The organism is Luteolibacter sp., from assembly GCF_039920825.1.
Taxonomy (GTDB): domain Bacteria; phylum Verrucomicrobiota; class Verrucomicrobiia; order Verrucomicrobiales; family Akkermansiaceae; genus Luteolibacter.
This window is the reverse complement of record NZ_JBDSCX010000014.1, coordinates 1-17,228: the sequence shown is the minus strand read 5'-3', so window position 1 is coordinate 17,228 and position 17,228 is coordinate 1. Positions and strand designations below refer to the sequence as shown.

Sequence of the window (17,228 nt, the reverse complement as noted above, 5' to 3'; positions counted from 1 at the left end):
ATGGCCGTGAACCACAAAAGCGTCAAAGGCACCGGCCTGTGCAAGCTCCGGAGCTCGATCACTTCCAACGATGGCACCACCTTGACGGAAGTGGAGACGTGGAATGGTCCCTACTCCGAACTCAAAACCAAACAGCTCTCGGTGGTGCTCGGAGTGAAAGGCACCAACCTGGTGCCGACGGAAGCGGATCACGGCATCCTCACCATCACCCGCGAGGTGGATCTCAGCACGACCGGTGACTCCACGGTGCCTAACCAGGAGATCATCGAAGTGCTTTGGCCGGAGCTGCGCAAGGCGGTCGAGACCAATCTATTTTTCAAAGACCTCACCGACGCGCAGATCCAGAGCGTGAAAAAATCCGTCGCGGCCGGCGAGGCCTACAGCCCGGAGGACGATCCCGTCGCCGCCAAGCTGTGGAGCAAGCTCGCGCGTGGCAATACCGAGTGGAGCACCGGCGTCCCCGTCGTCCGCCGCACGACCACCAAACGCACCGGCAAGGAAACCAAGGGAAAGGCATGGTACCGCGACACGCCGCCCGTGGATGTCGAGGGTGATTGGGAGTTTCTCAAAACCGTCAACGAAACCCGCCGCGACGGGAAATCCTACACCCAGACCGAGGAGTGGACCGGGGCCGAGAAGTGGGACGAGGATCTCTATCCGGTCGCCGGGGGAGGTGATCCATGAGGGAGCCGGAACGCCCGTCCAAGGGCAACGCGCTGCTCACTTGGGCGCTGCAGGCGTGGGACTACATGCGGGCGAACATGCCCAAGGCGGGACCGGGCATCGAAGTCAGCCGCTCGTCGTCCGGCACCATCATTTCACTCAAGCAAAAGCCCGGCGGCACGGTTACCACCTCAACCTGTCCTTTCGGAGAAATCACCACTTATTCCGTTGGGAGTGATAGCGACGCGACCACAAAAACCGGGATCAGAGGCGGATGGATCAAGGCAGGCAAGAAAAACTGGCGTCTTACTAACCGGGAAATCAACCTTGAGGCGGACGGAGTTTTCCCGGTCTGGATCGAGATCATCGTCACCGCCAACACCGATGCCGACAACATCGCCACCCTCTCCGGTCTCAAGACCAGCGAGCGGCCGACGTGGGAACACGGCGCTGATAGTGATGCCGACTACGGCGACTCGACGATCCCGGATCAATTTCCGACGACGGCCCCCGGCCATGGCGTGCTGATCGTGCCAATCGGCATGCTCACCGTGAAGGACGGGAAGGCGACTCTGGCAGCCATTGCCTGCGGTCACATCATCGCCACGCACTGCCCTGGCACCTTGGATCATTACCGCGGTCCGGTCGTCGTCGGTTCGGATTCCGGTGCCGGACTCGCCCCATGAAACTCGACCTCGACACGCTGAACGGCTCGCGCCGGGAGTGCGGGTGTTGTGAAACTCCCGGCTGCTGCCCGCCGCTCATCCAGTGTCAGAGCGGCTACGGCCGCGCGCAGGCGGTGGGGTGGTTCAATGAAGAATCGGACGGCTCGGACTCGGACGAAGCGAGCAAAACCCGCTATCTGGAAAAAATCCGGACGGACACGGGAATCAGCCCTGCGGACACCCTCTCGACCTATCCGACAGGAGGCGGAACCTACACCTCCCGGACGCGTGCGATGGATTGGGAAAAACGTTTCGTCCAGGAGTATTCACAAGCGTTCAAGGCATCGATCGCCGGTGCCTATTTCACCGGCACCTGCGAGACCACGGATGCCGAGTTTTCCTATCATTGCACCTACACCGGCGGCTGGGTTGAGGAAAATTTCGCGCCCTATTTTTCCAGCGGCTCATGGCACAATTTCCGGTCCTCGCGGGAGGTGGTGACGTTCGAGGACATCGAGGGCGATCCGGATCCGGCACACGCCGCGTGGGTGATCGCCGCGGCCGCGTGGGATGCCGCTCACCCGGACTTCGTCGCCGCGCACGCGGCGTGGGCCACCGCCAAGGCTCTGCACGATGCCGCCTACGCCGCGTGGTTGGTTCTCCACGCCGCATGGGTAGCGGGCGGCTCGGTGGGCACAGCCCCGGTTGAGCCGCCGCCGTTCACGGATGTCGAGCCGCCGGCCCGCCCCGCCGAGCCGCCCGAGTTCTATCCGCCCTGCACTCTCAAGACCACCCATACGGTCACCACTTGGGAGCGGGTCGATGGTGAGGTGGTGCTGGTGGATAATGGTGAGCACGGCCTGCCGAATCCGCGGACTTACGTAAACATCCCCGGCGATGGATTGGGCAGCTCGGACACCACCTACAGCTATGCGTCAGCGGTGACCTACGCGGAATTTTTCGAGCTCGCAAATGCATGGCTCGAAGCCCGTGCGAATTTCAATCACGCCTCCGACTCCGGATCCGATGGCTGCGAGGCGGGCGTTCTCTGCCAGGCGACCCGTGAAATGGTCGGCTACGACGAAGCGATCACCGCCATCCTACGGACGGATTTTTTCCGCTACCGGATCAAGCTGAATAAATGCTGCGCGTGGAAATCCATCCGCTCGGAGTGGGTGCAGATTTTCTATCCGAAGGAATGGCTGGAATGGCTGGCCATCAAGGAGGCCACGGTCGGCAGCGATGAAATCCCGCCGGAGCCGGAAGCGATCCCGGTGAAGACTCCCAAGGTTTGGGTGTGGGCAGGCACCCCGCCGCGCTGCCATGGCTCCGACTCGCTGTCCGGATCTGATAGCGATCCCTACGACTACGAGCCGATGTGGTCGCCGTGGTCACCCGTCATCCAGGTGCCGAATGACGAGGAAGGCACGATCGCGAACCGCAATTACAAACAGAAATGTTACGCCGCCCCGGTGCAGTCGATGCCCGGCGTCTTTGGAACTTATGAGCACTCCGAATCCGGATCCGTTTGACCCCGTGAACTACGGTGGGGTGCTGTTCGCACACGACGAACCCGTCGTGACGTTCAACGACGCCGCGGCGAAAGTCCGCTGGAAGCTGAAAGGTGGCGAGGGCGAGGGCCACGTCTATCAAGGCCAACACGTTTTCCTGCCCTGCGCCGGCTGCTCGCCGCCGCCGGTGAAACCCTTTGTGCATCGCGAGCCGGAGCCATATCGCGAGCATGAGTCGCGCGGCCCGCGGGCGATCATCTGGCCATGGCTCTCGACCGCGGCAGTGTGGGAGGAACTTCGCTATTCGATCCGCTCCGTCGAGCGATTCTTCGAGGACAAGGAGTGCCCGATTTACATCATCGGCGACGCCGCGCCGGCGTGGTTGGTGCCGGGAGGCCGGGTGCAATTCATCCGGATTCCGGAGTATTCGATTTCCCGCGAGCAAGGCCTGCGCCGTGCGCGTGAAATCGCGGTGCAGATCGCGGATGAAATCCTGTATTGGAATGACGATATCTATCTGCTGCGCCCCTGTGGCTGGGATTTCTTCCGCCGCGCCGCTCTCACCGAGGGAAATCTTTCCGGTCGGAGTCGCGATCTCCGCGCCTCGGACAATCCGTGGAACCAAGGCCTCGGCGCGATGGTTGCGGAAATGGAATTGCTAGGGATTTCTCCGGTGATGCGGTTCGCCACCCATACCCCGTTTTATTTCGAGCGCGAAAAGGCACGGGAGATCCTCGCGAGGTTCGTCATTCCGTTTTCCGGGGGGTGGGCATCAATGTATTTCAACTACCACAAGGCGTCCCGCCGCCGCGCGAAGGGCTATAAAACCTGCGAGCTCCCCAACAAGGACCCCAAGGTGATTTTCCTCAATCACAAGGCCGCCGGGCCGAACCCCAGGACCAAGGAGGAACTCGTGAAAATGTTTCCCGCCGCCTGCCCGTGGGAATCCAGTTTCGTGCCCGCGGTCGCGCCGCTTCCATCCCTCAGCGTCTCGATCATGTCGCATCCTTCCCGCCGCGACATGGTCGCCGGTCTGCTCGATCAACTTGGCGACGTTCCTGTTTCCGAGGATAACGGCCGTGGTCTGATCGAAAACTGCGATCGCGCCTGGCAGATGGCCGGCGATGCGGATTGGCACGTCGTCATCCAGGACGATGCGATCCTGTGTGATGATTTCCTAACGAGAGCCCGCGAATTTCTCGCCACGCTTGAAGCTCCAAGGTTGGTCTCGTTCTACCACGGCAACAAGCGCTCGACGCGCGACAAGGCGCTCGCCGCGCTGGACGCCCGCCAACTCGCCGCACCGCTGCGGTGGGGGCTCGCGATCTGTCTGCCGGCGGCGCGGATTCCGGAGATGCTGGATTTCTATCGGGCTCAATCCCGGCCGGATGACGATGGTCGCATCGGTGACTGGCTGGTCTCGCGTGGAGAGCTCTGCACCTACGCGCTGCCGTGCCTGGTCGATCATCGCCACAGCCCGTCACTGGTCGGAAATAGCAACGGCGTGCGAAAAGCGGTCGCTTTTCTCGGTTCATCCACCCTTTTCGCGGACCCTCCGCGCCCCACCCGCCGCGCCCCCGCGACACCTCCGCCAAACCCCGTTAAGAACTGACCTCATGCCCTGGCTCCTCCGCCGTGACTTCCATATCGACATCCGCGCCGGCTACGGCCGCGTGTTGCTCACGTCCGACACCGACAGCTCGCTGCTGCAGCCGCCGCCGGACGCCGTCGCCGGGGACGCGGGCACGATCCGTTTCTATTTCTGGGAACGCGGCCCCAACGGCACCCTCATCGCCGCGGATCCCGGTCCGGACACCTCGCTGATTTTCTCCGGCCGTCCCTACGGCGTGCCAGCAAACACGGCGCTGTTGTTCGAGAGTAATGATTTCGCCGAGGTGGAAACCGGCGTCTGGGAAGGCAGCTTCGATTTCGCCACGGCGGAAATGGCCGCGGTGATCGTGCTCACTCCCACTGGTGCCAAGCTCATCACCGGCGAGCTCGAAGTCCGTGACTCGATCTCCAACACCAAGCGCGGGTCGTTCCAATTCGACCTGGCCGCGCGGCCGCAGGTTTATGATGACCAGGACGCGCCGAGCGCCCTGCCCACTCCGGAGGAATGGCTGGAAGAACGCCGTCCCGCGCCGCTGGAGCTGGATGCGCCGCCGGTCAACGGCGTGGTCGGAGTGGCCCAAGTCGAGTCTGCCACCGCGGCCGGTTCCATCACCGGGACGGGCGATGTAAGCGTCACCGTCCATGACGACGCGAGCGGCAGCGTGATCTACAGCGTCCCGGTCATCGCCGGAGACGCCGCCACTGAGTGGGTGGACAAGGCCGTGGATTTCCTGAATGCCGTTACGTCAGATCTGGCTTTCGACTGGATCTGGTCTCGCGACGGATTCGCCCTGGTGAGCACCCGGAAAGTGGCTGGCGCCAATGTCGCGGCTTACAACACCGCGATCGCGAATGGAACCTGCACAGGCCTCATCGCCTCGCCCACCAGCATCACCGCGCCTGCCGGCGTCGCTCCCATCACCGGCGAGGTCGCCACACAAAAGGGACAACTGGCCATCGTCAGCACCACCAATGATTCCGGTGACTTTGAGGACGTGTGGACCTGCTCGAATCTGCTGCCGATGACCTGGCAGCCGCCGGGCCAGATCACCCGCTCGCCGGACGGCACACTCTATCGGGCGATCGTTTCCGACGCCGGCATCCCATCCACCGAACTCGCCTATCCATCATGAAACATTTCCTATCGATTTTCGCCGCCCTGCTCGCGCTGCCACTCGCCGCGCAGCAGACGCCCGCCTTCACCCCTGCCTCGAAGGACGGCAGCAACATCAGTCAGTCCGCCTTTATCACCGCGCTCGGCGGCACCACGGCGGGCAAGGCGCTGTTTCAGATCGCGAACCCCGGCGCGATCACCTTCCCACGGCTGAATGCCGACAACACGGCCACCCTTCTCAACGCGGCGAATTTCAAGGCGGCGCTCAGCTTGGAAAACGTCAGCAACACCAGCGATGCGAACAAGCCGGTTTCAACGGCGACCAGTACCGCGCTCGATCTCAAGTTGGCCAAGTCATCCAACCTTTCCGACATTCCAAGCGTTTCCACCGCTCGGACCAACCTCGGTCTCGGCACGGCGGCGATCAAGGATGCTTCGCAGGTGGGTGGGGCGAACAAGGTTTTGCAGTTCGACGCGAATGGGGACCTGACCCTTGGAGCTTTCGCGAATGACGGAGTTGCCGGGAATCCCGGCGGCAATATTTGGATTCCCAACATGCGGAAAATCGGCTGGTTGCGCAACGACGGCACCACCGGGGTCGAGCTTTACGATTGGCAGACCCATGACGGAAACGGCGGCGAGCTCATCCTCAATCTCGTGAACCGCATGGCCATCATCGGCAAAGGCGAAATCCAATTCGGCAATAATGCGAGCGTCCGGAATGGGCAGTGGCTCGGAATGGTGGCCGGTGCCGCGACAGTAACCGACACGCTCCGTCAATCGAAGGCGATCGGCTTTCTGACCGGGACCTGGACCGGTGGAGTGGACACCGGCAACGGGCTTTTCATGCAGGCGGTCCCGCTCGACACATCCGGGACCAACGCCGCGCTGCGCATCGTCTTGAATGGCACCATGGACGAGGGTTTCGGATCACCGACCGGTGGCGTCGCATCCGGAACCACGGGAGCCGAGTTCACCACCACCGGCCTTTGGCACCTCGGCACCAACCCGGCCTTCTCCGGCCTCACAGACGGAGCGACCATCACTTGGACAGTTGACAAGCACTACAACGAGCAGCACGCGTCAGTCACCCTGGGAGGGAATCGGACCCTTGCCTTCTCCGGCCTGCTAACCGGGATGCGTGGCACGATGACGGTGACTCAGGATGGCACCGGCAGCCGCACGCTGGCACTTCCCGGAAACTCCAAGGTCGCCGGCACCGGAAACGGCCTCATCACACTCTCGTCGTCGGCGGCCTCGGTGGACGTGTTGAATTGGTTCTTCGATGGCACCTACATGTATTGGTCCGTGGCCTCGTCCTTCACCGGAGCCCTTGACGCGGACGCGCAGACCTTCATCACCGCCCACGGCGCGCTGACTGCTGGCGAGCAAGCGGCCATCAGCAATTTCGTCGTGGGGACCAAGGCTGACGGCACTTGGACGAAAGTTCGTGAGGCTTGGATTTTCAAAGGCACGACCGGCACTCAACAAGGCCGTGGCCTCAAGCGGGTTTGTGACCTGACTTGGCACGGAACACCCACCTACTCGAACCAATACGGAGTAACTGGCAATGGCACTGACGCGTACGCCGACACCGGAAGCCTGACACCCGCCTCCTATGGGTCGAACAGCGACCAGAGCATCTATATCTACAACCGCACGGGGTCCGTGATCAACGATAGCAACTTCATCAACTCATCCACCGGGAGCGTGGGTTACTCTCTCCTGGCATCGAAATATACGGGGACCAACTACCTCTCCGCGGCGGTCAATTACAGCGGTTCTGGCGAAGCTCAATTTATCGCGCTGAGTCCAGATTTCAAAGGCCACATCATGACGACATCCTCGGATTCGACGCATCAGATTCTCCGTCACAACGCCACCACCCAAACCGCGACGATCACACCAACCGGTCGTGCCACCCAACCATTTTTCATTCTGTGCGGGAATTACAATGGATCCGCCTACGGATATTCAGATGCGAACTTGGGGATAGCAATGGTCGGGACGGCCTTCGACTCGACCGACTGGAGCAACTGGAAAGCCCGGGTCGATACGCTCATGGCAGCGTTCTCACGTGCGAACTGAGGGAGGGCACGCTAGACCCTTTTTCAAATTTGATTACGACCCTTTTCGGTTTTTTACGCGTTTACACTACAGGTCGCCGCGGAACTGTGTGGGCGTCACCCCAACCACCCGCCGGAATACCTGCGCGAAATGGCTCGGGCTCGCATAGCCGACTTCCAGTCCGATATCGATCAGGCTGCGCGAGGTTTCCCGATTCAGTTGCTGGGCGCGGGTGATCCGCTCCCTCGTCACGAACTGCAGCGGAGACATCCCTGTCGCTTGCTTGAAGACCCGCGAGAAATGGAACGGACTGAGGTCCACCAATTTTGCCAGATCATCGACAGAGATTTCCTCGGCCAGTTGTTCGCCCACGTAGTCCTCCACCTTGCGGAGCTGCCGGATGGGCAGGCCTCCTCGGGATTCCTGCTTCCCAGCGCCGGAATCCACGTATTTTTCGATCAGGGTGGCGGCTAACATCTGCGTGAGGGCAGCGACTCTGGCCGAATCACCAGGAACACGCTCTGTTAGCATTTCCGCACACGCGAAACACAGATGGGCCAGAGCCTCGTCGCGGCCGAAATAATCCATCACGCCTACCATCTCCGACTGGCCCGGAAGAATTCCCTCTTGGGCAGCCAAGAACTGATCCACCGCGATATGAACGATCAGAACGTCGGGCTCTAGTCCCTTTTGCGATTGGAAGCGCGTCTCGTAAGGTGCCTGTGCATGGGTCACGAAAATGTCTCCCGGTGTCAGCTGCCGCGTCACCCATGCATCTCCGATTTCGCGCTCCTGAAACTCTGCGATGCCGGTGAGCTGACAAGTGATCAGTGGCTCAGGAGTCGCTGGAACCAGAAAGCGATCGACCACCCTTGGAAACCGGTAGCGCCGTGCAAACAACCCCGGCCAGCGGAGTGAGGCGCTATCTGCGATCACCTCACCCGCCAAGTAGCGGCCAAACGCGGATGCGGTCGTTCGATCGGGGTTATTCACAGGAAGGACCGACGGCTATCCTCGGTGAGTGAGAGTAGTCGCCTGACGGTGTCAGGAAAGGGCAAATCCTACAGGGCTTCTGATCGGGAAGAGTGCGGTTCAGGCTTCAGCCGCCTGCTTGGTGATCTCTTTGAACGACGGAGCAATCTGGTTGAGCTCCCATTTGCCTTCGATGCTGATCGCGCCTTTGTAGCCGGTTTCGTGGAGGACTTTGAAATACGGGCGGAAGTCGTCGCCGGAGATGCCGGGGACGGTGCGGGTTGCTTTTTCCGCGATCTCGACGTGGACGACGACATCCATCGCCGCTTTGAGATCGGCGGGAGTGTCGCCGCCGCAGGCGATGTGATAGAGATCGGCGAGCATGCGGACGTTGGGATGATTCGCGGCGCGGATGAGTGCGGCACCTTCGTCGATGTGGTTGATGAAGTTGCACTCCTCGGCGCGGAGTTGTTCAACAGTGACGGTGATGCCCTGAGCCTCGGCGAGCGGACCTAGCAGCTTGAGCAGGGCGACGAATTGCTCGTTCGCTTTCTCTCTAGACCAGCCGTCAGGCACCTGGCGGGAACTACCGCTGCCGAAGACGATGAATTTGCCTTTGGCTTGCTTCATGCGGCGGAATGCCATGTCCGCCCATTTCAGGATCAGCGCGTGGTTTGCTTCGGGGCCGACACAGTGGAGGTTAGCGGGGCGGATGAAGCCGTTGCAGGCGAGGATGGGAAGCGGGGAGTCCTTGAGTCTCGCGAGGTTCTTCTCGAAGACATCGTCCTGTTGATCCGGGACGAGGAAGTCGCCGACGCTGACCGTTAGGAATTCCGCGCCCTGGGCCTTGAGTTGTGCCGCCTTGTCGAGCGGGGCTGCGATTCCCATGGCGGAGAAGAGTTTTTTCTCCTCAGCGACGGGCGCGGCGAATCCCCGGGGAAGGAAGGCGGAGCCCAGCAGGGCCATGCCGCCCGCATGGAGGAAGGTCCTGCGGGATGTGGAAAAGCGGTGCATGTGCCGTGGGAGTTAGAAGTGGAACACCTTGCCGCCGGCCATGACTTCCTGGGTTTTCTCGTCGAAGGTCACGCGCTCGCCGGTTCTGGCAGCGGCGTTGGCCATGATGGTGGCGATGGAATGCTGATAGCCGGCCTCGACCGGAGCGTGCGGTTCCTTGCGCGAGCGCAGGCACTCCAACCAGTTTTTCATGTGGGCGGTGGTGAGCGGATCGGCCCCCATGTTGGCGGCGGAGGCGGCTCCTCCCGAGCCTTCGAGTTTGAACTCGGCCAGCAGGTTGGCCTGTAATTTCATCGCTGAGGCTTCTTCCCTGGTCATGCCGCCGTTAGAGGTGACTTTGTTGGTGTCGAGGTTGAGCTCGCCGCCGTTGGAGTAGTAGATTTCCTTGGTGCCGCCGGCGGAGTTGCTGAAGCGCGAGCTGAAATTCACCTGGAATCCGGTGGACGGATCATCGAGCGGGCCATAATCGAAGACCGCGGTGAGCGTGTCGAAGTTTTTCCGGCCGTCCTTCCACTGATAGATGCCGCCGTTAGCGGAAACGGAGCGGGGGTGGGGGAGTCCGGTGAACCAGTGGACGGTGTCGATCTGATGGCACATCCATTGGCCGGGGATGCCGGACGAGTAGGGCCAGAACAGGCGGTATTCCAAATATTTCCGCGGGTCCCATTGGTCGTCGGGGCGGTTGCAGAGGAAGCGTTTCCAATCGGTGTCCTGCTCCTTGATCGCGGCGACGAGGTCCGGCCGGCGCCAGCGTCCGGGCTGGTTGACGTTCCATGTCATTTCGGCGGCGACGATGGGGCCGAATTTTCCGCTCTTCAGGAAATCATGCGCCGCGGTGTAATTCTCACCCGAGCGGCGCTGCGAACCGATTTGCAGAATCCGGTCGGAGGACCTCACCGCCTTGAGCGCGGCGCGGGCGTCTTCCATCGTTTCGGCGAACGGCTTTTCACAATAGACATCGCAGCCGGCCTTGATCGCCTCAATGGCATGGGTGGCGTGGGCGAAATCCGGCGTGGAAATAATGACGGCGTCTGGTTTGGCTTTTTCGTAAAGCTCCTCGTTGTTGCGATAGGTTTCGATGTCCTGGTTGAAGTTCTTTTTGAAATACGCCTTGGCATCGTCACGGCGGCGGCTCCAGAGGTCGGAAACGCCGACGATTTCGCAGTTGAACTGGTTGGCCACGGCTTTGTAGGCGGGCAGCAGCGTACTATTGAGCCGGTCGGAAAAGCCGACGATGCCGATGCGGATGCGGTCGTTCGCCCCGGCGGTGCGGGCTTGGGCGCGGGCGGTTTGGAAAGTCTGGGTGGCGAGCAGGCCTAGGGTGCTTAGCGAGCCGGTGCGGAGGATTTCACGTCGATTCATGAGGGTTTTGGTGTGGCTTTTGGATGAGTTGAAAATCGGGAAATGCCTTCCGGCACCTTCTTTGGCATCTGAGAGAACGGCCCGGATTCTGTCGAGCGCTAAAGTCCGGAGGCCACTGTGGAAAACGTCATCTGTTGGCGGGGATTTTCAGTTGTTAGTGAATCCGGCCGTGATCGGACGAAATGAACAGGCGTCCGATGATCTCGGGTCCGGTGTTCGCGAAGGTGGCCACCAGCTCGAAATCGAGGGGGTGGCCTTTTGCCGGCTGTGTCAAACGACATTCAAGCGCCGCAAGGCTTTTACGGGAATCCACTGGCGCTTTTCCGGCATTTTCCTGTAAAAATCCGGAAAATCGCGACTTTGGGCTTGCAACCCCGTGCTCATCCCGTAACACCTGCGCCCCGAATTATGGCTAAGAAAAGTTGGATCGCACGCAACGCGCGTAAAAAAGAAACCGTCGAGAAATACGCAGACCTCCGTCTCAAGCTCAAGAAAGAGAAGGACTATGTGGGTCTCTCCATGCTCCCGCGTGATGCGAGCCCTACCCGCTTGGTCAACCGCTGTGAGATCACCGGCCGCCGCCGCGCTTTCCTGCGCCGCTTCCGCCTCTCACGGATTACCTTCCGCGAGCTTGCTTCCGCCGGAATGCTTCCGGGCGTGACCAAGTCGAGCTGGTAAACTGGTACGCTTTACGCTACTTTTGACGTGGGTCGGATATCTCCCGTTCCCACGTCCTTTTTATGCCAATTTACGAATACGTTGCTGAAGCCCCGGATGACCCCGAGCATTCGTGCCGCGTCTGTGCCAAAGGGTTCGAGCTCAGACGTCCGATTGACAGGGCACCGCTTGTGGTGTGCCCCCTGTGCAAGAGCCCGGTCAAGAAGGTGATTTCGCGGATCAACACCCCGACGATCACCAAGCCGCTCTCCGTGAGCGATGCGAAAAAGGCTGGATTCACCATCCTCCAGCGGCGCGATCAGGGAGTTTATGAAAAACTCTGACCGATGATCGCGAATTTCACGTTTATCGCCACACAAGGTGTGGTCTATCAGTGGCCAACACCTGGGGAGGCGGTTTATTACCTCGGTGGCATTGTACTGTTCCTGATTCTTAACGCGCTTTTCGTGGCGGCGGAATTCGCATTCATCAAGGTGCGGCCCAGCCAGTTGGAAATGGACGGCAATGGCAAGTCCAGCGGATCGAAAGCCGCGCAAAAAATCCTTGAGGACATCAATCCCTATCTTTCCGCAGCCCAACTGGGGATCACGGTTGCATCGCTGGCACTCGGAGCCCTGGGCGAACCCTTCATCGAGAAACTCGTTGGACCAATCTTGCAGGAGATTTCCTGGTTTCCTCCGGGCTTGGTTCCCACGGTGTCATGGGTGATGGCCATTGGCTCCTTCACGATCTTGCACGTCGTGGTGGGAGAGCAAGTGCCCAAGACCATCGCCATTCGCAAGTCGCTGGAAGCCACCATTTTTCTCGCGCAGCCGATGCGCCTGTTCTACAAGGTCTGTAAAATCCCCATCAGCATGCTCAATGGGGCCTCCACTTGGCTGATACGTTCGGTTTTCCGCATTGAACCTGCCTCCGGTCACGATGAAGCTCACTCTGCGGAGGAACTCGCCCTGCTCGTCACCCAGAGCGGAAAATCCCAGGAAGTCACCGAGACCGAACGGGAAATCCTCATCAACGCCCTCGGCCTCAACGAACTCTGGGTCCGCGATGTGATGACACCACGCAACAAGGTGATCATCCTTGATGCCGACCAGCCTTTTGAAAAGGTCCTGGAAATCGCGATGCGCAGCAAGCACACACGTTTCCCGCTGGTCAAGGGCCACCTCGACAACGCCGTCGGTCTCATCCACATCAAGGATCTGTTCAAGCTCATCAAGGATCCGGATCCGGATCTGATGCGGATCAAGCGGGAGTTGAAAAACGTGCCGGACACCATGCCGCTCGACACGCTGCTTCAGTTCTTCCTCCGCGAACATGCCCACCTTGCGATGGTCGTGGACGAGTTCGGTTCGCACGTCGGCATCGTCTTCCTCGACAACGTGATGGAGGAACTCGTCGGCGACATCCAGGACGAGTTCGACAACGAGCGCTCGTCGTTCACCAAGGTCAACGATGACGAGTTCGTCATCGAAGGCGCAATGACGCTGAACGATCTCGCCGGCCATATCCCCGAACTCTTCCTTGAAAGCGGCGAGGTCACCACAATCGGCGGGTATCTAACGCAACAGCTCCAGCGCTTCCCCGAAGTCGGCGAAACCGTCGAAGTGTTAGGCTACGAAGCCCGCGTGACCAGCACCGACGGAAGACGTGTCGGGCAGGTCCACTTCCGCAAGCTGATCCCAGCCGAGGAAGTGGCGGAAATGGCTGAGGATGCTTGATATGGAAATGCTTTAGGGGCGTTCATTCCCGCCGATCACCGGGATTGCTCCGCCAGATATCTTAACTTCGGATTTCGTCTCAAACGCTCTCCTTGAACCGGAAAATAGGCAAAGGGACGCATGTTTTTACTGTCGAAAAGAACCATGTTTTGCTGCACGGGAGACTCTTCGGAGGTGAACATTGAGTTAGCTGATTTAAATCTAAGGATCAGACAACGATTCTCGAAAATCGCCGCATATACATCGGTTCCGGAGAGATCATCCAACGAATAAGTTTCTTGTGTGCTTCTGAAAATGCCTTGGTCTTCGAGTAATTCCACAAGATCATCCGGTTTTATCTCCAGAGTCGCGGAGCCAACGTGGACGCGACCTCCGATGAAATCAGATGGGTTGAGCTTGGGGGCGGAGGAGACAACCCGCAATGCTTCCTCCTTGCTTGGATACGGGCCGTCATAAGAGCGCGACGGCGGGCCAAATACTCCACTGAGAAAAATCAACGCAATGTTGTGTGGAACTTGGTGGATCCATTCTCCGCCATACACAACGCAGCCTCCAGTTTGCCGGAAACACCGGGTTGTCGGATCCACATTGTAAAACTCCCTGCTAGGCAGTCCCATGGAATGCAGTGCGGGAGCTCCCTTCGCGTAATCCACCACGCCGCCTATGAAGAACAAACTCAGCGGATTTGCGAGCAACAGGATCAACGAGCATAACCACGCCCGACGTCGCAGAGTGATGAAAAGGCATGTGACTAATAACGGAACGATCAGCAAGGTCAGCGGACCGAGGATGGACGCAACATAGGAAAGAATAATGCCAAAGACGGCAAACTCCCAGGATCCTCGCTTGCGGCCTATTGCTTCAAAAACCATCGCGCATCATGCTCGCACGATGGTTTGCTGATTGCAAGCAGCCTCCTCAAGCCCCGCGCATCAGCGAGATTTCCGCTAGGGAAATCAGCGCCTTGTAGAGATCCTCGCGCGGTGCGGTTTTCAGGTCCGCGATGGTGACGGCGCGGTCCAGCGTGAATTTTCCGGAACGCGTGCGGCGCAGGGCGCTCAAGTGCGCGCCGCAGCCGAGTTTCTCGCCGATGTCATGCGCGTAGGTTCTCACGTAAAATCCCTTCGAGCAGTTCACGATGAAATCCACTTCAGGTAGTTCGACGCGTGTGATCTCGTAACCCGTGATGTGAACCTTGCGCGGCTCTCTAACGATCTCGATGCCTTTTCTCGCAAGTTTGTAAAGCGGCACGCCGTCCTTCTTGATAGCCGAAACCATTGGCGGGATTTGTTCGAAATCCCCCATGAAGCCATCGAAGGCCCCGTGGATTTGTTCTTTCGAGTAATCTCCAACAGGTTTCGTCTCCAATGTCTCGCCCTGGCGGTCCTGAGTGCTCGTCGTGAAACCCAGAGTGAGCGTGCCGACGTATTGCTTGTCCTCGCTCATCAGCAAATCCTGGATCTTGGTGGCGCGGCCGATCACTAACATCAGTAGCCCGGTGGCCATCGGATCAAGCGTGCCGCAGTGACCGATTTTTTTGGTGTTCAAGGCGCGGCGGGCGATGGCGACGACATCGTGTGATGTCATGTCTTCGGCTTTGTCGATGAGCAGCACGCCGCTAGGGCCTTCGTAGTCGTTGGGTGAATTTCGCATGTCAGAAGATCAAAAATTATAAACCGGCGGCTTCGATGTGACGGCGGATGGCGGCTAACACCAAGGCCTTGGCATCTTCCAACGGCCCCGTCATGCGGATACCGGCCGCCAGCGAATGACCACCGCCGCCGAATTCCAGGGCGATCTTGCAGACGTCGACGCGCTTGTCCTTCGAGCGCATCGAGACGCGGATCTTGCCGTCCACGAGTTCCTCGAAAAACACCGCGAGCTGCACGCCGCGGATGGCGCGGATGATGTCGATGAGTCCTTCGCTGTCTTCGGGAAGCAGCGCCAGGTCAATGCGGGTTTTGTCGCGCAGTTCCCAATTCGCCACCAGTCCGTCGGCGGAGAGTTCCAGCGTGTTGAGCAGGGCGCGCATCAGCTCGACGCGGCGATACGGGTGGTTGTCGTAGGTGTCGGAATTGATTTTACCAACATCCAGACCGTGGTCGATCAATTCGGCTGCCATCCGATAGGTTGCCGCCGTGGTGGAAGGATATTGGAACGAACCGGTATCGGTGGAAACGGCAACATAAATCGCATCGCGGCTCTCGGCGGGCATCGGCAAGCCGAGCGCGGTGATGAGCTGATAGAGAATTTGTCCGGTCGCGGGGCTGCTGGAATCGATCAGATTCAGATCGCCATACGACGGATTGGATTTGTGGTGATCGATGTTGAGCCAGATCTTCGCTTTGGAAGCGGCGTGCAATGCCTTCTCGCCCATCCGGGGTTTCGCGGCGGTATCCAGCGCGATGGCGACTTCCACATCGAGCGGTTCGGCGGGCGGCAGTTCGATTTTGTCCGAGCCAGCCATGAATTCCAAGTTGTCGGGCAGACCGTCCTCGTTGATGAGGCGCACCGATTTTCCGGCGGCCATCAGGGCGAAGCCGAGTGCGATCTGCGAGCCGATCGCATCGCCATCCGGGCGGACGTGGCTGATCAGGACGAACGACTGGTGGTTGCGCAGCACCTCGCCGATTTGGTCGAAGCTGGCATTTTCGGGTGTGGGTGATTCGCTCATGGGCTGGAACCGCGGCGCGGGGGGCGGATTCTTCCCGGCAACTTCTTCCGCGCAAGGATAAACCTGAAAATGGTCCCGGCATCGCGGGATCCGGTCACGAAAAAACACCTGCGGCGGTTGCCACAGGTGCTTTCGGAAATGACTTGCTGATCAATCTTCGAGCTTGGCGAAACCATCGAGGGATTTCGGAACCATGACATCACCCACCGAGTGCATCACACCATTAGTGGCCATGACGTCGGCGCTGAAAACCTTGGTATCGCCGATGTTGATTTTCTCGCCATCGACTTCGATTTTCACCTTTTCACCGTTCATGGTGGTCACTTGCCCATCCTTCAGTTCCGCCGCAGTCATTTTCCCGGCGATGACGTGGTAGAGCAGCAACGAGCGGAGCTTCTCCTTGTTCTGCGGCAGCATCAACTTGCCCAGAGTGCCTGCCGGGAGCTTGTCGAAGGCCTCGTCGGTCGGGGCGAAAATTGTGTAAACGCCCTTTTTGTCGGCGAGAACCACATCCAACCCGGAAGCGGCGAGCGCCTTCTTAAGGGTGGTGAATGTCACACTGTCGCTAATGGTGGCGGTGAGTGTGCCCGGCTCTGCGACGGGCGGTGTGATCGTCTCGGTCGTCGTGGTCTTGGTCTCCACTTTCGTCTTTTCAACAGCGACTTCCGCCGCAAACGCGATGGGTGCGGCGATCAGGGAAATCAGCAGGGCGAGCTTTGAATTCTTGAGTTTCATAAGTGTAATGGTGGGTTGGTTGAAATCGCGACCACGCCTGTTGGAAGCGGTGTCGAATCTCACTGATCCCCATCGCAGACCCCGTGCCTGAGTTTTTAGCGCTAGTAATCAGCCGCTTATGAAAATGATCGCCGCCGGATCCCGTGCAAAATCATCCCGTCCACATGCAACCTGCACGGGCCGGGGAGGGAAGTGCCGCTCCCCTGTAAGCCGGATTCTGTCCACCCCTTGCGAGGCTGGACGGCCATTTCTCTCACCCCGCCGGAGCGGAGCGCCCTGCTTGCGCAGAGTGCGACTAATACCCGGGAATGAACGGGCGGGCAGCCCTTTCCCTGTTCTGTCTTGCACCACGCGGGGTTTGCCGTGCCGTCCGGTTACCCGGATTCGCGGTGGGCTCTTACTCCACCATTTCACCCTTGCCTGTGACCTTGCGGCCCATCGGCG

16 protein-coding genes are annotated in these 17,228 nt (G+C 59.8%); 9 read left to right on the top strand and 7 right to left on the bottom strand.

The window, feature by feature from the left end; genetic code table 11:
- From ABIQ96_RS03130 to ABIQ96_RS03105, 6 genes are read left to right on the top strand one after another with little or no spacing between them, the layout of a single operon-like run.
- The gene (locus ABIQ96_RS03130; protein WP_348213087.1) at window positions 1-684 is read left to right on the top strand and encodes a hypothetical protein; all 684 of its coding nucleotides are present in this window, start codon (window positions 1-3) and stop codon (window positions 682-684) included.
- Entirely contained in the window at window positions 681-1,349 is a 669-nt protein-coding gene (locus ABIQ96_RS03125; RefSeq protein ID WP_348213086.1) for a hypothetical protein, read from the top strand. Before ABIQ96_RS03130 ends, ABIQ96_RS03125 begins: the two co-directional genes overlap by 4 nt.
- Window positions 1,346-2,860: a hypothetical protein gene (locus ABIQ96_RS03120; protein WP_348213085.1), complete on the top strand. Its 1,515-nt coding sequence runs from the start codon at window positions 1,346-1,348 to the stop codon at window positions 2,858-2,860. The genes ABIQ96_RS03125 and ABIQ96_RS03120 overlap by 4 nt, the downstream gene beginning before the upstream one ends.
- Complete coding sequence (locus tag ABIQ96_RS03115; protein WP_348213084.1) at window positions 2,832-4,451, top strand: hypothetical protein; 1,620 nt, start codon at window positions 2,832-2,834, stop codon at window positions 4,449-4,451. The genes ABIQ96_RS03120 and ABIQ96_RS03115 overlap by 29 nt, the downstream gene beginning before the upstream one ends.
- 4 nt (window positions 4,452-4,455) lie before the next feature.
- On the top strand, window positions 4,456-5,583 hold the full coding sequence (locus ABIQ96_RS03110) for a hypothetical protein (RefSeq protein WP_348213083.1): 1,128 nt from the start codon (window positions 4,456-4,458) through the stop codon (window positions 5,581-5,583).
- A complete protein-coding gene (locus ABIQ96_RS03105) occupies window positions 5,580-7,652 on the top strand; it encodes a hypothetical protein (protein ID WP_348213082.1) in 2,073 nt (690 codons plus the stop codon). Before ABIQ96_RS03110 ends, ABIQ96_RS03105 begins: the two co-directional genes overlap by 4 nt.
- A gap of 66 nt (window positions 7,653-7,718) precedes the next feature.
- On the opposite strand, the gene ABIQ96_RS03100 is transcribed toward ABIQ96_RS03105, so the two are convergent.
- The 3 genes from ABIQ96_RS03100 to ABIQ96_RS03090 all read right to left on the bottom strand — a co-directional run bounded on the left by ABIQ96_RS03100 (window position 7,719) and on the right by ABIQ96_RS03090 (window position 10,979).
- A complete protein-coding gene (locus ABIQ96_RS03100) occupies window positions 7,719-8,624 on the bottom strand; it encodes a helix-turn-helix transcriptional regulator (RefSeq protein ID WP_348213081.1) in 906 nt (301 codons plus the stop codon).
- Between the two features lie 99 nt (window positions 8,625-8,723).
- Window positions 8,724-9,617: a sugar phosphate isomerase/epimerase family protein gene (locus tag ABIQ96_RS03095; RefSeq protein ID WP_348213080.1), complete on the bottom strand. Its 894-nt coding sequence runs from the start codon at window positions 9,615-9,617 to the stop codon at window positions 8,724-8,726.
- Window positions 9,618-9,629: 12 nt separating this feature from the next.
- The gene (locus tag ABIQ96_RS03090) at window positions 9,630-10,979 is read right to left on the bottom strand and encodes a Gfo/Idh/MocA family oxidoreductase (RefSeq protein ID WP_348213079.1); all 1,350 of its coding nucleotides are present in this window, start codon (window positions 10,977-10,979) and stop codon (window positions 9,630-9,632) included.
- Between the two features lie 408 nt (window positions 10,980-11,387).
- Here ABIQ96_RS03090 and rpsN point away from each other — a divergent pair, with 408 nt between their 5' ends.
- From rpsN to ABIQ96_RS03075, 3 genes are all read left to right on the top strand, one after another.
- On the top strand, window positions 11,388-11,657 hold the full coding sequence (rpsN, locus tag ABIQ96_RS03085) for a 30S ribosomal protein S14 (protein ID WP_348213078.1): 270 nt from the start codon (window positions 11,388-11,390) through the stop codon (window positions 11,655-11,657).
- 62 nt (window positions 11,658-11,719) lie between these two features.
- Window positions 11,720-11,980 carry a zinc ribbon domain-containing protein gene (locus tag ABIQ96_RS03080; protein WP_348213077.1) on the top strand — a complete coding sequence of 87 codons (261 nt, stop codon included), beginning with the start codon at window positions 11,720-11,722 and terminating at the stop codon, window positions 11,978-11,980.
- Between the two features lie 3 nt (window positions 11,981-11,983).
- Entirely contained in the window at window positions 11,984-13,375 is a 1,392-nt protein-coding gene (locus ABIQ96_RS03075; protein ID WP_348213076.1) for a hemolysin family protein, read from the top strand.
- A 35-nt stretch (window positions 13,376-13,410) separates the two neighbouring features.
- Here ABIQ96_RS03075 and ABIQ96_RS03070 read toward each other — a convergent pair whose 3' ends face one another.
- The 4 genes from ABIQ96_RS03070 to ABIQ96_RS03055 all read right to left on the bottom strand — a co-directional run bounded on the left by ABIQ96_RS03070 (window position 13,411) and on the right by ABIQ96_RS03055 (window position 16,784).
- Window positions 13,411-14,247 carry a hypothetical protein gene (locus ABIQ96_RS03070; protein WP_348213075.1) on the bottom strand — a complete coding sequence of 279 codons (837 nt, stop codon included), beginning with the start codon at window positions 14,245-14,247 and terminating at the stop codon, window positions 13,411-13,413.
- A 46-nt stretch (window positions 14,248-14,293) separates the two neighbouring features.
- The gene (truB, locus tag ABIQ96_RS03065; protein ID WP_348213074.1) at window positions 14,294-15,028 is read right to left on the bottom strand and encodes a tRNA pseudouridine(55) synthase TruB; all 735 of its coding nucleotides are present in this window, start codon (window positions 15,026-15,028) and stop codon (window positions 14,294-14,296) included.
- A 16-nt stretch (window positions 15,029-15,044) separates the two neighbouring features.
- Complete coding sequence (locus tag ABIQ96_RS03060) at window positions 15,045-16,049, bottom strand: bifunctional oligoribonuclease/PAP phosphatase NrnA (RefSeq protein WP_348213073.1); 1,005 nt, start codon at window positions 16,047-16,049, stop codon at window positions 15,045-15,047.
- A gap of 150 nt (window positions 16,050-16,199) precedes the next feature.
- A complete protein-coding gene (locus ABIQ96_RS03055) occupies window positions 16,200-16,784 on the bottom strand; it encodes a fasciclin domain-containing protein (RefSeq protein WP_348213072.1) in 585 nt (194 codons plus the stop codon).
- Between the last annotated feature and the right edge of the window lie 444 nt (window positions 16,785-17,228).

Coding starts and splice junctions, on each gene's coding strand:
- ABIQ96_RS03130 (WP_348213087.1), top strand. CDS start 1: ATGGCCGTGAACCACAAAAGCGTCAAAGGCACCGGCCTGTGCAAGCTC.
- ABIQ96_RS03070 (WP_348213075.1), bottom strand. CDS start 14,247: ATGGTTTTTGAAGCAATAGGCCGCAAGCGAGGATCCTGGGAGTTTGCC.
- ABIQ96_RS03080 (WP_348213077.1), top strand. CDS start 11,720: ATGCCAATTTACGAATACGTTGCTGAAGCCCCGGATGACCCCGAGCAT.
- ABIQ96_RS03125 (WP_348213086.1), top strand. CDS start 681: ATGAGGGAGCCGGAACGCCCGTCCAAGGGCAACGCGCTGCTCACTTGG.
- ABIQ96_RS03090 (WP_348213079.1), bottom strand. CDS start 10,979: ATGAATCGACGTGAAATCCTCCGCACCGGCTCGCTAAGCACCCTAGGC.
- ABIQ96_RS03115 (WP_348213084.1), top strand. CDS start 2,832: ATGAGCACTCCGAATCCGGATCCGTTTGACCCCGTGAACTACGGTGGG.
- truB (WP_348213074.1), bottom strand. CDS start 15,028: ATGCGAAATTCACCCAACGACTACGAAGGCCCTAGCGGCGTGCTGCTC.
- ABIQ96_RS03110 (WP_348213083.1), top strand. CDS start 4,456: ATGCCCTGGCTCCTCCGCCGTGACTTCCATATCGACATCCGCGCCGGC.
- ABIQ96_RS03055 (WP_348213072.1), bottom strand. CDS start 16,784: ATGAAACTCAAGAATTCAAAGCTCGCCCTGCTGATTTCCCTGATCGCC.
- ABIQ96_RS03120 (WP_348213085.1), top strand. CDS start 1,346: ATGAAACTCGACCTCGACACGCTGAACGGCTCGCGCCGGGAGTGCGGG.
- ABIQ96_RS03075 (WP_348213076.1), top strand. CDS start 11,984: ATGATCGCGAATTTCACGTTTATCGCCACACAAGGTGTGGTCTATCAG.
- rpsN (WP_348213078.1), top strand. CDS start 11,388: ATGGCTAAGAAAAGTTGGATCGCACGCAACGCGCGTAAAAAAGAAACC.
- ABIQ96_RS03095 (WP_348213080.1), bottom strand. CDS start 9,617: ATGCACCGCTTTTCCACATCCCGCAGGACCTTCCTCCATGCGGGCGGC.
- ABIQ96_RS03060 (WP_348213073.1), bottom strand. CDS start 16,049: ATGAGCGAATCACCCACACCCGAAAATGCCAGCTTCGACCAAATCGGC.
- ABIQ96_RS03105 (WP_348213082.1), top strand. CDS start 5,580: ATGAAACATTTCCTATCGATTTTCGCCGCCCTGCTCGCGCTGCCACTC.